At 70.7% G+C, this 13,869-nt stretch carries 13 protein-coding genes; 5 read left to right on the top strand and 8 right to left on the bottom strand.

The genetic code is table 11. The annotated features are described in order from the left end of the window. Nucleotides 1–216 precede the first annotated feature (216 nt). Nucleotides 217–978: a DUF4232 domain-containing protein gene (locus AC067N_RS24690; RefSeq protein WP_478681061.1), complete on the top strand. Its 762-nt coding sequence runs from the start codon at nucleotides 217–219 to the stop codon at nucleotides 976–978. Between the two features lie 169 nt (nucleotides 979–1,147). On the opposite strand, the gene hemB is transcribed toward AC067N_RS24690, so the two are convergent. Beyond that, nucleotides 1,148–2,140 carry a porphobilinogen synthase gene (gene hemB, locus AC067N_RS24685; RefSeq protein WP_478681060.1) on the bottom strand — a complete coding sequence of 331 codons (993 nt, stop codon included), beginning with the start codon at nucleotides 2,138–2,140 and terminating at the stop codon, nucleotides 1,148–1,150. A 213-nt stretch (nucleotides 2,141–2,353) separates the two neighbouring features. On the opposite strand from hemB, the gene AC067N_RS24680 reads away from it, so the two are divergent. After that, nucleotides 2,354–4,183: an APC family permease gene (locus AC067N_RS24680; protein WP_478681059.1), complete on the top strand. Its 1,830-nt coding sequence runs from the start codon at nucleotides 2,354–2,356 to the stop codon at nucleotides 4,181–4,183. Here the strand turns inward: AC067N_RS24680 and AC067N_RS24675 are convergent. The 7 genes from AC067N_RS24675 to AC067N_RS24645 form a co-directional block, all read right to left on the bottom strand. Continuing rightward, nucleotides 4,167–5,909, bottom strand: a complete 1,743-nt coding sequence (locus tag AC067N_RS24675; protein ID WP_478681058.1) for a hypothetical protein — start codon at nucleotides 5,907–5,909, stop codon at nucleotides 4,167–4,169. The two genes, AC067N_RS24680 and AC067N_RS24675, sit on opposite strands and share 17 nt — an antisense overlap. Beyond that, the gene (locus tag AC067N_RS24670) at nucleotides 5,906–6,934 is read right to left on the bottom strand and encodes a hypothetical protein (RefSeq protein WP_478681057.1); all 1,029 of its coding nucleotides are present in this window, start codon (nucleotides 6,932–6,934) and stop codon (nucleotides 5,906–5,908) included. Before AC067N_RS24670 ends, AC067N_RS24675 begins: the two co-directional genes overlap by 4 nt. 5 nt (nucleotides 6,935–6,939) lie before the next feature. After that, complete coding sequence (locus AC067N_RS24665; RefSeq protein ID WP_478681056.1) at nucleotides 6,940–7,341, bottom strand: hypothetical protein; 402 nt, start codon at nucleotides 7,339–7,341, stop codon at nucleotides 6,940–6,942. A 98-nt stretch (nucleotides 7,342–7,439) separates the two neighbouring features. After that, nucleotides 7,440–7,802, bottom strand: a complete 363-nt coding sequence (locus AC067N_RS24660; RefSeq protein WP_478681055.1) for a hypothetical protein — start codon at nucleotides 7,800–7,802, stop codon at nucleotides 7,440–7,442. Nucleotides 7,803–7,879: 77 nt separating this feature from the next. Beyond that, a complete protein-coding gene (locus AC067N_RS24655; RefSeq protein WP_478681054.1) occupies nucleotides 7,880–8,905 on the bottom strand; it encodes a helix-turn-helix domain-containing protein in 1,026 nt (341 codons plus the stop codon). 378 nt (nucleotides 8,906–9,283) lie between these two features. Beyond that, entirely contained in the window at nucleotides 9,284–9,823 is a 540-nt protein-coding gene (locus AC067N_RS24650; protein ID WP_478681053.1) for an N-acetyltransferase family protein, read from the bottom strand. Then, complete coding sequence (locus AC067N_RS24645) at nucleotides 9,820–11,109, bottom strand: XRE family transcriptional regulator (protein WP_478681052.1); 1,290 nt, start codon at nucleotides 11,107–11,109, stop codon at nucleotides 9,820–9,822. The genes AC067N_RS24650 and AC067N_RS24645 overlap by 4 nt, the downstream gene beginning before the upstream one ends. Nucleotides 11,110–11,342: 233 nt before the next feature. Between AC067N_RS24645 and AC067N_RS24640 the strand changes: the two genes are divergently transcribed. From AC067N_RS24640 to AC067N_RS24630, 3 genes are all read left to right on the top strand, one after another. Continuing rightward, entirely contained in the window at nucleotides 11,343–11,789 is a 447-nt protein-coding gene (locus AC067N_RS24640; RefSeq protein ID WP_478681051.1) for an ATP-binding protein, read from the top strand. Between the two features lie 437 nt (nucleotides 11,790–12,226). Next, nucleotides 12,227–12,688 (top strand): glycine-rich domain-containing protein, encoded by a 462-nt coding sequence (locus AC067N_RS24635; protein ID WP_478681050.1) that lies wholly within the window; start codon nucleotides 12,227–12,229, stop codon nucleotides 12,686–12,688. Between the two features lie 568 nt (nucleotides 12,689–13,256). Beyond that, on the top strand, nucleotides 13,257–13,604 hold the full coding sequence (locus AC067N_RS24630) for a hypothetical protein (protein ID WP_478681049.1): 348 nt from the start codon (nucleotides 13,257–13,259) through the stop codon (nucleotides 13,602–13,604). The last annotated feature ends 265 nt before the right edge of the window (nucleotides 13,605–13,869 follow it).

The following is a 13,869-nucleotide window of genomic DNA, read 5'->3' as shown; positions in this document are numbered from 1 at the left end:
CGTTCCGCGTTCCAGGGAAGGGACGTTCATCCAGGTCACAGGCATTGCGAGCATTCCAGCGTCCCTGATCGTCCCCCCGGTGTGGCGGCCGGGACGGATCAGCCCGCAAGCTCTGGTCATCCAAACACGCCGCTCCCGAAAGTCCGGTCGAGCGGCGCGGGTTCGACCACTTGTTCTCAGCCTGCTCCACCGGCTTTGTCCGAAAGGGACTCCGTCATGCGTACGTACCGCACCGCCCGCACCGTCCGCCCCTCCCGTCTGCTCGTCGCGGCCGGAGCGGCCCTCGCGGCCCTCTCCCTCACCGCGTGCGGCGACGGCACGGGCACGAAGGACGAGGGCGCCGCCCACTCCACGGTGTCGACCACCGACGGCTCCCCGCGCACGGGCACGGACAAGGGCACGGGCAGCGGTACGGACAGCGGCATGAACACGGCTACGGACACGGGCACCGGCACGGACACGGGCACAGGCACGGACACGGGCACAGGCACGGACACGGGCACCGTCAACCAGGCGTCGAAGAAGGGCGGCGCCCCGTCCGCCCCGGCCAACCGGGTCACCTGCAACGGCTCGAACACGGCCGTCACGATGAAGCCCGTCACCCGCCCCCTCAACCACATGCTGATCACCGTCAAGAACACCGGCACGAAGGTCTGCGACCTGTACTACTACCCGACCGTCCGCTTCGACCAGGTCCAGTGGGCCCCGAGGGTCGTCGAGGAGTCCCAGCCCCAGGCCGTCGTGACCCTCGCCCCCGGCGAGTCCGGCTACGCGGGCGTCCTGCTGTCCGCCGCCGACGGCAGCGGCGAGAACGGCACCACCGCCAAGAAGGTCGCCATCGGCTTCCAGGGCAGGGAGACCGGCAGCAACGGCGGCGCCACCGCGTCCCCGTCCCTGCCGGCGAAGGGCGTCTACTACGACAGCACCCTGGCCGTGACGTACTGGCAGTCGACGATCGACGACGCCCTCATGTACTGACCGGACCAGGACCGCGACGGCCCGGAACGACGGACGACAGACGACGGACGACGGACGACAGACGACAGACGACGGACGACGCTCCCGAACGACGCTCCCGAACGACGGACGGCCCCGGCCGACGCACACCGCGTCGCCCGGGGCCGCTCCCGCACGGGGATCGCGCCGCTCAGCGCACCATCCGGGCCGCCTCGACGGCCCAGTACGTGAGGATGTTCTGCGCGCCGGCCCGCTTGATGCCGGTCAGCGTCTCCAGGATCGCCCGGTCCCGGTCGATCCAGCCCTTCTCCGCGGCGGCCTCGACCATCGAGTACTCACCGGAGATCTGGTACGCGGCGACCGGCACGTCCACGGCGTCCGCGACCTTCGCCAGGATGTCGAGGTAGGGACCGGCCGGCTTCACCATCACCATGTCGGCGCCCTCCTCCAGGTCGAGGGCCAACTCCCGCAGCGACTCCCGTGCGTTGGCGGGGTCCTGCTGGTAGGTCTTGCGGTCCCCCCGGAGCGAGGAGGCGACGGCCTCGCGGAAGGGGCCGTAGAACGCGGACGCGTACTTGGCCGTGTAGGCCAGGATCGCCACGTCCTCCCGCCCGATCTGGTCGAGCGCGTCGCGGACGACACCGATCTGGCCGTCCATCATGCCGCTGGGCCCGACCACGTGCGCACCGGCGTCGGCCTGCACCTGGGCCATCTCGGCGTACCGCTCCAGCGTGGCGTCGTTGTCGACGCGGCCCTCCGCGTCGAGCACCCCGCAGTGCCCGTGGTCCGTGGTCTCGTCGAGACACAGGTCCGACATCACCAGCAGCTCGTCGCCGACCTCGGCCCGTACGTCGCGGAGGGCGACCTGGAGAATTCCGTCCGGGTCCGTCCCCGGCGTGCCCAGGGCGTCCTTCTTCGCGTCCTCCGGCACCCCGAACAGCATGATCCCGGAGATCCCGGCCTCGACGGCCTCCGCGGCGGCCTTCTTCAGGCTGTCGCGCGTGTGCTGCACGACCCCCGGCATCGCGGCGATCGGCACCGGCTCGCTGACCCCTTCCCGCACGAACGCGGGAAGGATGAAGTCCGCCGGATGCAGCCGCGTCTCCGCGACCATCCGGCGCATCACGGGCGAAGTGCGCAGCCGCCGCGGCCGCGTACCGGGAAAGGATCCGTACGTCGACATACCCCTACGCTACGCCCGCCCCGGCACCCCCTTTACCGACGTACCGTCGGCGGTCCGCTCCCCCGCCCGGTGACGATCCGCTGACCCCGCCCGGTGACGATCCGCTCCCCACCCGGTGACGATCGCGTCATTCACCTCACCAGGCGTGTCCACGCGTGCGTAACCTGCGAGTAGGGCAGTTCGTACCGGTACTCAGGTCAAAGGGGGATGGCGTTGGGTGGTACGGGGGAGCGTGGTCCCGCGTGTGAGAACACGGCGGAGGCCGCGGACGAACGACGCCGCCTGTCCACCCTGGACCTCGTCGGCCTGGCGGCCGGGGGCGTGGTGGGGTCCGGCTGGCTGCTCGCGGCGGGCCCCGCCTTCTGGGGGCTCGGCGCGGACGCCATATGGGGGTGGGTGGCCGGCGGGGCGCTGATGCTGCTGATCGCCGCCGTGATGGTCGAACTGGGGATCGCCGTCCCCAAGACCGGCGGGCTGATCTTCCTGCCGCTCCAGGCCGCCGGGCCGCTCGTGGCCACGGTCGTGGCCACCGGCCTGTGGGTCGTCTACGCGGCGAACCCGGCGAGCGAGGCGGCGGCCATGGTCCGCGGGCTGGCGTACGAGTACCCGTGGCTGCTGGAGAACGGGGACCGGCTGGCGGTGGCCGGCGGGCTCACCGAGAGCGTGCCCCGGCCCTACGACCTGTCGGGCACCGGTCTGCTGTGCGCGGTGGCGTTCCTGGCGTTGATCATGGCCGTCAATCTGCTGCCGCAGCGCAGGCTGATCCGGCTGAACCTGGTCGTCACCGTGGTGAAGGTCCTGATCCCGGTGCTGATCGTCGTCTGCCTGTGGCGCTACGCCCTCGACACCGCCCACACCTGTGTGCCGAAGGACGTCTGGTACCTCAGCGGGCAGGAGGACACCAAGGCGGCCCTCCAGGCGAGGGCCGGGCACCCGGAGCCGCAGGACTTCCTGTACATGGTGCTGGGCGGCAGCATCATCTACGCGTACATCGGCTTCCAGGCCCCGCTCGACTTCGCGGGCAACGTCAAACGGCGCGGCCGGGGCGAGGCCGCCCGGCTGCGGTGGGCGGTGTACGGCACCCTCGTCGGCGCGTTCGTGCTGTACACGGCTCTCCAGTGGATCTTCGGCGGGCTCTGCGGCGAGCTCACCGGGAACATGCTGGCGTCCCCCTACGCCCAGTTCGCCACGGCCCTGGGCGGGGTCTGGCTGGTCTGGCTGATCCGCCTGAACGCGGTGCTGTCCCCCATGGGTTCCGGGATCGTCTTCACCCACGCCCTGACCCGCGAGGTCGCCGCCCTGAGCCGCGCCCACCTCACCCACCGGGGACTGCAGACGGCCCGCCGGGCGTCGTTCCGGTTCCGGGGTGCCGAGATCGACGCGTTCTGGATGATCCTGCTGGTCAACTTCACCATCGGCCTGGTGATGCTCCTCCTGGTGGAGGGCAGCTGGGAGGACCTGGTCGCCCTCAACAGCGTGCCGGCGCTGGTGGTGTACGCCATGCCGGGTGTCGTCCTGGTGGCGTTGAGACCGCCGGGGTTCCCGGGGGCCCGCCGTGTGCTGCACCTGGTGCTCTCCTTCACCGCGTTCATCGCGATCGCCGTGGTGATCCACGAGGCCGGGTGGGGCAAGGTGTGGCGGGGCATGGCCGCCGTGGGGGTGGGCTCGGCCCTGCTGCTCGGCCTGCCGTGGCTCGCCCGGCTCGACCTGCCCCTCGTGGGGCGTCTGTTGCGCCGCTACGACGCCCGCGACCACGTCTCCCGCTTCGCGCGCCGCGACGACCCCGCCGTACGGCCGGCGCTGCTCTTCCTCGCCCATCTGGCGGTGCTCGTGCTGTGCACCGGGCTGCGGGACGCCCTGGACGGGAGGTTCGAGGACGTGGGTCTCGTGACCCTGCCCGTCTCCGCCCTCTCCGCGGCCGTCCTCTTCCCCCTGCTGGTCAAGGCATGCCGCCGCTACATGGCCGCCGTGCCACCGACCCTGCCCGCCCCCCGGCACGAACCGGCTCCGGAGCCGAGGGCGGCGGTCACCGCAGGGACTTGATGACCCACTCCGCGGCCTCGCGCCGCCCGGCGTCCCGCAGCGCGGTCACCGCGTCGTCGCGGTGCCCGACGTCGGACCAGCGGCCCACGGTGGCCCGCAGCAGCAGTTCCGCGTCCGGCAGCGGCAGCGCCAGCACCCCGCCGACGACCTCGACCACATCGGCCGGGGTCACCAACTGCTCGTTCTCCAGCAACCGTTCGAGCAGGGTCCAGGCCACCTTGTGCAGCCCGGCGCGGTGCAGTCGCCCCGCGACATCGGCGACCAGCGCGGCGTCGACCGTCAACGCGTGCGAGGGGTCGGACAGTTCACGGTAGGCGGCGCGTACGGCGACGGAGTACCTGGCCTCGTGCAGCGCGCGCAGACAGTCCACGAACCGGTCGCGGTCCGCGTGCGGCCGCATCACGGCCGTGGCGAGCCGCCGCCCCACGGTGTCGGCGGCCCGGGTCCGGTCGCGGCTGCGCGCGACCCGGCCCAGCAGGGTCACCAGGTCGGCGCCGGAGCGCCCCTCGACATGGACGGCGGCCGCGTGTCCCAGCATCTGGGAGCAGCGGGGGTCGGCGTCCTCCACCCGCAGCCACTCGTCCAGTTGCCGCAGCTCGTTCAGGGTGCGGGGCACGGCCGGCCCGCCGCCCACGGAACCCCCGGCATCCCCGGCATCCCCGGCGCCTGCGGCGCCCGCGGCGCCCGCGGCGCCCGCGGCGCCCGCCACGATGTCCGTCAGCAGATCGCGGGTCGTCCGCGTCAGGGCCGGCTCCTTGTGCCAGAACGCCACCAGCACGGCCAGTTCCTGCACGTTCTTGTGCCCGGCCGCGTACCGCCGTACCAGGGCGCACTTGGCGGGGGACGCCGTGTCCCCCCTGGCGAGCAGCGCGCAGAGCTTCACCACGTGCCGGGGCTGCGCAGTGCGGCCGATGTGTTCGGCGAGGGCGTCGTGTCCGGCGCCGCGCCGGGCGATGAGCCGCGCCACGAGTTCCCTGGTGCGTTCCACCTCGGTGGCGTCGGAGGCGTTCAGCCGCTCCTCGACCCAGCGTTCCAGGATCCGTCCGGCGGGGCTGAGGTGTTGGAAGGCGCCCGCGAGGTCGGCAATCTCCTCGTCCTCCTCGCCCGCCCCGGCGGCGCCCGGCGGGCTGTCGGCGATCGCCCGCAGGGTCAGCCCGAGCAGCCGGTCGGCCTCGCGGTGGCAGCCCTCGTCGCGCAGCGCGGTGTGCAGCAGCGCCTTGTCGAGGTTGGTGCGGCCGGAACCGGGGCTCGCGAACACCTGCACGGTCCGCTTGGCGAGCGCCGGTTCCCGCTGCTCCAGGACACGCACGAACACCGCCACGTCGAACGCGGTGCGCTGGCAGGCCACGTCGTGCACGATGCTCGCGGTGATCGGGGCCCGCTCGCCGCCCGACTCGGCCTCGTACTGCATCAGCGCCAGCTCGGCCGCCTCGCCCACCGGCCGGGACAGGGCCGCCGTCGCCATCAGCATCACCGCGTCCCGCCCGTCGAAGTGGTCGGCGAGGCGGACCAGTTCGTGGACGGGGCGGCGCAGCGCGAAGGCGTGCAGGGCCCGCATGGCCATGGCCTCGCGGTGCTCCTCCCGCATCCGGCCCAGGATGCCCACGAACTGCGCGACCTGGATCCGCGTCACCCAGGCGTACGCCTCGTTGAGCGACTCGGCGAGGTCCAGCTGGAACAGATGCTCGGTCCGGCGGTCGGCCCCCTGGCCGTCGGCGCCACTCATCCGCCGCCCAGCATCGCGGGTTCGATCTCGCCCCAGTACCTGACGAAGTCGACCGGCTCCGGCAGGAGTTCGGCGGCCCGCCGGTCGACGCGGCGGGCCAGTTCGCGGCTCTGCTCGTCGCCCGCCTTCAGTCGTACGACGACCCGGCCGGCGAGGTCGGGGCGGCGCATCAGATCGGGCAGATTGCGCTCCCCGTTGAGGAGCAGCTCGCGGACCCATCCGTCCACGGTGTCCGGCACGCGCGTGCGGGGTCGGCGGCCCTTCGCGTGGTTGGTGAACAGCGTGGCCGCCTCGGAGGCGTCGTTCAGCAGCATGCGGGGGGCGTGGTGGACGCCGCACTCCTGCATGCTCTCGTCGATGCCGGCGCGGAGCGCGCCGAGGGTGAGGTCGTCGTCGTGGTCGGGCATGCCCTCGCCGAGCACGTTCAGCAGATGACCGCTGAAGGGGGTGCACGTGTCGAGGGGGCTGGGCAGGTTCGCGCAGGCGTCGGCCCAGGCGTTGTGGACGGTGCCGCCGACCGCCGTGAGCACACAGGTGCCCTGGTGGCGGGTGCCGAGGGCGCCCGGCAGCGCGGACTCGGGTCCCAGGTGGGGCAGCATGTTGGAGTAGCAGCAGTCGGCGATCAGCACCTTGAGGCCGGCCTTGCTCTTCCTGATGGCCCGGTACACGTACCAGGCGGACAGCCAGGTCCAGGGCTCGTTGATCCGGGACGAGCCGACCGCGAAGTGCACCTGCCCGCCCGGCACGTCCTGCCAGTACGCCCCGTGCCCGACGTACACCACGAGCAGGGTGTCCTGGTGTCCCTCCCCGGCGGCGGCCGCGTCGTGGAGGGCGCGCATCACCCCGTCCGCGGTCCGGGTCCGCTCCGGCTCCAGCACCGCGGCGCCCGCCTCCGCGCCCCACTGCGGGTCCCGGGCCAGCGCCGCCCCGTACGCGCGGGCGCTCGCCTCGATCGTCGGATACCCGTCTATGCCGGAGTCGTCGTCGTACGCCCCGACCCCGATCACCAGTGCCCGCGACGCCATGGCCGTCAGCTCCCTTCGGGGGTGGCGGGGCCCGCGGGCCCGCCCGCGTCGTCACCGGAGCCCTGTGGCGGCTCGGGGTCCTGCGCGGGCTCGGGCGTCTGCGGAGCACCCGGAGCCCCGGGGGTCTGCGGCATCTGGAAGACGATGGTGACCGTCGGCGGGTCGAGCCGCCGTCCCCGCCAGGTGTCGACCGCCCGCTGTGCGGCGACCCCGATCGCGGCGCCGACAGCGCCCTCCAGCAGCGCTTCCAGCAGGGTGAAAGCGATGTCGCCGCCCAGCGTGCCCTTCTGCCCGACCGTCTCCAGCCGCCAGTCCAGCCCCGTCTCCCGGCCCAGCTCCTCCAGGAGCTCCTGCGGCTCGTCCAGCCCGACCGGCCCCTCGACCTTCACCGAGATCATCGCTGTCATGCTCCCGTGCCTCCCCCGTCGGCTCGCGCGATACACGTCCACTCTGCCAGCGCGAACACCGGCTCCGCGAGGGCCAACTGACGCACGCCGCGTTCTTCTTACGCCCCCTGGACGCCACCTCCTGGCGTACGGGTGTCTTCCTCGCCCCGGACGACGCGCAACGCGGGCCCCGGCGCGAACTCGCCGACCTCGAACGCGGCGTCCCGCCAGTGCGCGGCCAGGTCCAGTTGCCGCTGGGGCTCATGGTCGGCGGGCGGCCCCGGCTGGCAGGGCAGTACGGGGTGCAGAACGGCCACGGCGAACCTCACCGCGTGCATGGCGGCTCCGGCGTAGGGTTCCGCGTAGCCTTCCCCGGCGCCCGTACGCTTCAGTTCCTCCAGCGCGGCGGCCGCTTGGCGCAGCGTGTTGTACACCTCCACGTAGGCGGAGTGGGTCGTGTGGTGTGGCATGGGGTGGGGCATGTCGGCTCCCTCGACGTGGTGGGGCGTGTGGTCGGTTGGAAGGCTCGTACGTCTCGCGAGGGGCTTCCTGTCCGGGCTCAGGACGCGCGGGCGCGGACGGCTTCCGCCTCGGCGGTACGACGATCGCGCTCGGCGCGACAGTCCCGGCACCACGTGCCCTCCGGTTGACGGAAGGCACGATTGCAGCCACCCGCGCAGTCGACCATGGAATACCGGCTGGACGGCTCGGTCTCTGGAGCCTCGCCCTCGGAAACGTCCGGCAGGGGCGGCAGCGGCGGTGGCAGCAGTTCCCGCAGCCGGTAGGCGAGGAAGCCGGCCGGATGCTCGACGAGGGCGGGCACGTCGGCGGTCATGGCGTGGTGCACCGCCGTCGCCGTGGCACCGTTGTCGAACCAGGCGATGACGGCGGGAGTGAGGCGGCGTACGTCCCGCCGGGAGAGCGTGAACCGGCTGTCGGTACGGCGCAGCCGCACGAGCAGGGCGACGGCCTTGTCGTGGTGTTCGCTGCCGGGCGACTCGGGTTCGGCGGACTCCGGTGTGGTGGGCTCGGGTGCGGCGCGTACACGGTCTTCGGCACCGGAGGCGCTGTCCACGCCCGGCGCGACCGGAGGCGCCGCGACAGCGGGAGCCACGGAGGCGGACGCCCCCTCGGAAGCGCCCTGGCCGACCGACATGGCTCTCGGCGGCATCGCGGCACCGCAGCCCGCCCCGTCCGCCGCCGTCCGACGGGCACGCGTGAGCGCCGGGGCGTTGTACGCGTACGTGCGCGTGACGACACGCCCCCCGTCGACCCGCTCGCGCACCCGCTCGATATATCCGTGCGCCTCCAACTCGCGCAGGGCGAAGGCGATCCGGTCCCGCCCCTCGGGGAACCGCTCGGCGAGGGTGCGGATGTCCGCGGAGGCGCCCTGGGGCAGCGACAGGATGTGCGTACCGAGCCCGATGGCGGTCAGGGACAACTCGCGGTGCTGTGCGAGGTGGTTGCCGATGATCGTGAACCGGTCGGGCTGGTACTCCCTGATGTGGGTGACCCCGGAACGGGTGGCGCTTTGCCGAACAGGCGGCTGCGGGCACACGGCGCCGCTAGGCTTCGTCTCAGCCATGGGGGAAGAGGTCCTGTCTTCCTCAGTGGTCAGGCCCTCGCATGGGAGTGCTAGTCCCGGCGGGGGCCGACGCATGTCTGCGGTTGTCTTCGCCGAGACTGCACGCCCAAACCCTCCCCACGCCAGTCGACTTGAGACATTTCACCCCAGCGAGTGACGAACACGGGGTTTGGATGGTTTGGAAGGTTTCTTTCCCAGGATTTCTTTCTCTTTTACCGCCCGGAACCCCGACGCCCGCCCGACCGGGACCAGGGTTTCCGGGCTCCGGCGCAAGGTGCTTGGGTCAGCCGACGAATACGACTCTGGGCGGCTCCCCGAAGTCTGCTGCTGTCTTCCTTCAGCGGAGCCCGAGGCGGGGAGGCGTCCTGCGTGCACCAGTCAGCGGGTGGAGCGGATCATGACCGTGAGAACGGGTGAGGCCGGGGACGGCTGACTCTGTCCGATGTCCTCGTATCCCCACGACCTGTAGAGCGCGTGGACCTTTCCGTCACCAGCGGCCGGGTTGACCATGAGTGTGACGAAGGGCTCGTCACACGTGGCAAGAAGAGCGTCATGGATACGGCGTGCGGTTCCCGTGCCACGCCACTGGGCGCGGACGCCGATCTCCTTCAGAGCCACGGCCGGGTACTCGGTGTACTTCTCCGCAGGCACCGGGCTCGTGCGCTGCCAGTACCGGTCGCTGTGCTCGATGGTGTTGCCGTAGGCGTAGCCGACCGGATGACCGTCCGCGTACGCGAGGACGGCGATGAACCCCGGCTCGCTGCCATGCCGGTCCAGACGTTCACCGAACGCCGTGACCGCGTAGTTCGGAAGGTGGAGCAGCGGGGCACGCACGTCGGCATACACGCCGATGAGGTCGCCCCGGACTGGGCCGAGGACGGTGAACGTGCGCAGTTCGATGGCGGGTACCGTGGTCATGCGGTGTTCCTCAAGGTGGCGACGTGCTCGGTCCAGGTCTGCACGGCGGAGCTGCCAGGCGCGGTGGCGCGCAGCGCGCCCCCGAACTCTTGCAGCATGCGCGTTACGCGGGCGTGTTGGGTAGCTGCGTCGGCCGGTACCTTCATCGCGGTGGCCGTGGCGGTGTCGGCTGCACCCTGCGCGAGCTGAGCGTATGCAAGCCGGGTTGTGGCGATGGCCCGCGACCGGACCATATGGGGCCGCAGGGCGGACAGACAGCGATGGGCGTGGAATTCAGCGGTCGGGTAGTCTCCGAGCGCCAGATATGCCGAGAGAGCCAATGAGTCCAGCTCAGCCTGGTCATAGAACGCGAGCATCCACACCGGCCGGCAGTCGGCGGGATCGGCGCGAAGCATGGCGTCCTGCGCCTGAACCACTGAACGGATAGTGCCGCTCCGATCATGTGCCGCGCCTTGAATGGCCGCCTGCCGGGCCAACCCCAGGGACGTGAATAGCGGGTCGCGGCGCGTGATGTGCAGGTTGCGGGCGACATCGTTCGCCGCGAGAGCATCGACGGGGCGGCCCATATGCCGGTACATCGTCCCCGCGTGACTCCAGATGCGGAACTTGATGGCCTGATCGCCGGACATTTCGGCGAGGATCTGAGCCTCACGCATGTGCCCTCTCGCGTCGTCGTGGCGGCGACCGTCGATTGCGGCCCACATCGCCGAGGAACGGAACGCCGCAGCGGAGGCGTAGAGGCTATTGCGTACGCGCTGAGTGGCGCTGCCTGCCCTCTGAAGGTTCAGCGCCTCGTCGGCGAGCGCTACGGCACGCTGTTCGATGCCGAGTCGTCCGCCGTGGCGGTGATCACTCGCGACGACCTCTGCAAAGCGCTTCTGTAGACGCTCGACATCGCTCATGCCGATACGGCGGGGCGCTGCGGGGCCGGGACCGGCAGCCGCCGCAGCGGCAGCCGCCGCAATGCCGCCGACGAGGGTGCGGCGCTTCATGTCGGAATCCTCCAAGTGCTGCAATGGGGTCGGGACGGAAGGAGTCCTGCCCCGTGGCACGAAACCGAGAGTGGTGGCCGAGAGGCCGGTCACTTCCTCAAGTGCCGCGCGGGTAACCGATTTGGGCCACTTGACCCGGCCCGCCTTCCAGTCCCGGACCGATGCCCCGTCGAGGCCGCCCGGCCGCCCGGTTAACTGCTCGATGGCCCTGTTCACGGCGTCAGCAAAGCGGTTGGAGCTGTAGCCGTGTTCGGCCATCCACGCCTCAAGAACAGCGTTGCGCGTGGTGTCCATCTACGCACGGTAGCCCTCAGCACCTCCACTCACCAGGTAAAGCAGAAGTCAAATCGCCCTAGTTCGTTACGTCGGCTGACGAGGTGAACGCCCTAACCGACGTGGTGGGAAGAGGAGTTGTCTGGTCATCGGTCGCCCTTCATCCCGTACGGGCGGCTGTTGACGGCCTAGCCCGCCCCGAAGCCTTACGAGGGGTGAGCTGAGCACCGAGACAACGCGAAGGCTCCATACCGATGACGAGTCTCAATACGCCGGTTAAGGCCTCCCCCGTCGGCCACCCCACCTACAGCCGGACTTTTCCCTGCGAGCCCGAGACGGCCGAGATAGGCCGCAAGCTCGTCCGGGACGCCCTTCACGTATGGCGTCTCGAAGATCTCGCCGACGGGGCCACTTTGATCATTTCTGAACTGGTGGCGAATGCCGTCAGGCATACCACCTGCCGCGAGATCCGCTTGACTGTCCGCCGGTCGAACGCGACACGGGTACGTGTTGGCGTGGTGGACCGCGCCCCCGCACACCTGCCGGTGCTCCGCCAGGCCGATCACGACGGCGAGTCGGGCCGAGGGCTGCTCCTGATCGATGCAGTGGCCGACTGCTGGGGCTACGACCTGCGCGGCTCACGCAGGCACATGTGGGGCAAAGAGGTCTGGGCGGAACTCGCAAGCGGAGGCAACGAGTGAGTGCCCTGGCCGCGGCGACGCCGCTCCTTCCGGACATGGCCGTGCTCAGGCCCCGTCAGCAGATGGCGATGGACTGTGCCCACTGCGGCCGACGCCTGGGGGCGAATGGCCGGGTGTTGGGCGATGTCCGCCACCGGGGCCTGATGTTCCGGCTCTGGGTCTGCCGACCCGACTGCCAGCCGCCCGCCTCTGGGCGCCCCGCCGGTACTCCAAGCTCCGTCACTGGATCGCGGGCCGTCCCCCCACCCGGGACGGCCGAAGAATCCGTGCGGTGAAGCAAGGGCTAGACAGCCGCGCGGCCCAGGCCCGGTCCCTCAGCCCTCTCAGAAAGGGGGGCCGACCCACACTCCCGTCCCACTCACCAAGTCGAGAAGGCCGAAGCAGGCGGGACGGGCGGCAAGTACCCGCAACCATCCACCAGCCATGGAGGCAAGAGCATGACCACGATGCAGTACCGTCCCACGACCGACGCACGTACGCTGATCAGCGCAGACATGCGAGCCACCCTCGTGTCCAACATGCGCGCCAAGTTCCCGCAGCTCACCGAGGAGAAGGCAGACCGTGGTGTCGGCCAGATGCTCGCCTTCCTCGCGGCGTCTGCCTACGCCGACCGTCCGCTCAGCCCCTCGCCGCTCGTCGATGACTTCTGGCACGCCTTCCTGCTCCACACCAGGGCGTACCAGGAATTCTGCGAGTCGACGTTCGGCAGGTTCCTGCACCACCAGCCCGGGTTCCTCGACAAGGAGGAGCACGGCGGGGGCAAGGCCCTGCGCGCCCGGACCGTCGACTCGATCACCCTCGCCGGGTATGAGATCGACATGGAGTTCTGGCCCGAGCTGGACCTCGCCGAATGCTCGCAGTGCCACGCGAATTGCTCGGACAGCCCCAACCACCCCTGACAGGTCCTCTTCCGGCTCTCGGTCTGTGCCACGCTGTGGCCAGGCCGGGGGCTGGTCCCCACCGCTCGACCGACTCGGGAGTACGCGGGTGGACCGCATCGAATGGCACGACCTACCGGCAGCAACGCGGGCAGCCGTCGAGCGGCACACAGGCCCTGTCGAGGCGACCGAGACCGCGCCGCACGGGGTCATGTCCCGGCTCGCCTGCACCGTACACACCCGAGGCGGCCGAGTATTCGTCAAGGGCACACGGAAAGACGACTCACAAGCGTGGGTGTACCGCCACGAAGCGCAGGTCACGTGCCACGCACCGCGCGCACCCCACGTGCTGTGGGACGTCGACGCCGGCGGATGGCTGCTCTACGGATACGAGTACATCGACGGCCGACATCCATCGCTGGCTCCGGGCTCCGGAGACCTCGCCCTTCTCATCGGGGCCCTTGCTCTCCTGTCCCGGACACCATGGCCCGAGCCCCTGCGCAAGAAGCCGCTTCACACACGGTGGGCAGGCTTCCTGCCTGTACACGTACCGCCCGGGTTTCAAGGCAGAGGACTCGCTCACACGGACATGTCCCCTCACAACATGCTGGTGACCCCGACAGGCGAGTTGCTGCTGCTGGACTGGGCCCTTTCCTGCCCCGCCCCAACGTGGGCAGACACCGCGCTGACGGTACCCAGACTGATCTCCGCCGGACACACGCCGGAGCAGGCAGAGACGATCGCCCGGCAGGTTCCCGAGTACCGCACGGCCGATCCCACCACGGTCACCTCCTTCGCAGGCACCCTCTATGCCGCGTGGGAGAACTGGGAGCGGACCCGCCCACTCCCGCACCGTGCCGCGCTGACCGCCGCAGCGCGGAAATGGGCGAGGTACCGCCAACGGACGACAGACACCGACATCACATCTGCCAGCTGAACCTCTACCGCCGCCTCTCCGCCCTCACCCCGATCCTGTTGTCGCGGCGGTCAACTACTCGCATGTGTACGCCTTGAAGCGGTCCGTCTCGACCCGCTTGGAGCGGTCCTCCTCGGGTCGTAGCACTGCACGAAGTCCTTGACGGTCGAGTGTGGGGGCCGGGTACCCCCGACGGGCGAGCTTTGGCCAGAAGTACGTGGGATCGCGATCGCAATTTTGGTACAAATGATCGACTGAGCGCTCCTCACACGTTCATACGTCGGAG

This window comes from Streptomyces sp. NPDC042364 (genome assembly GCF_056437585.1).
The sequence above is the reverse complement of the archived record's forward strand: the minus strand, read 5'-3'. Positions and strand labels throughout refer to the sequence as shown.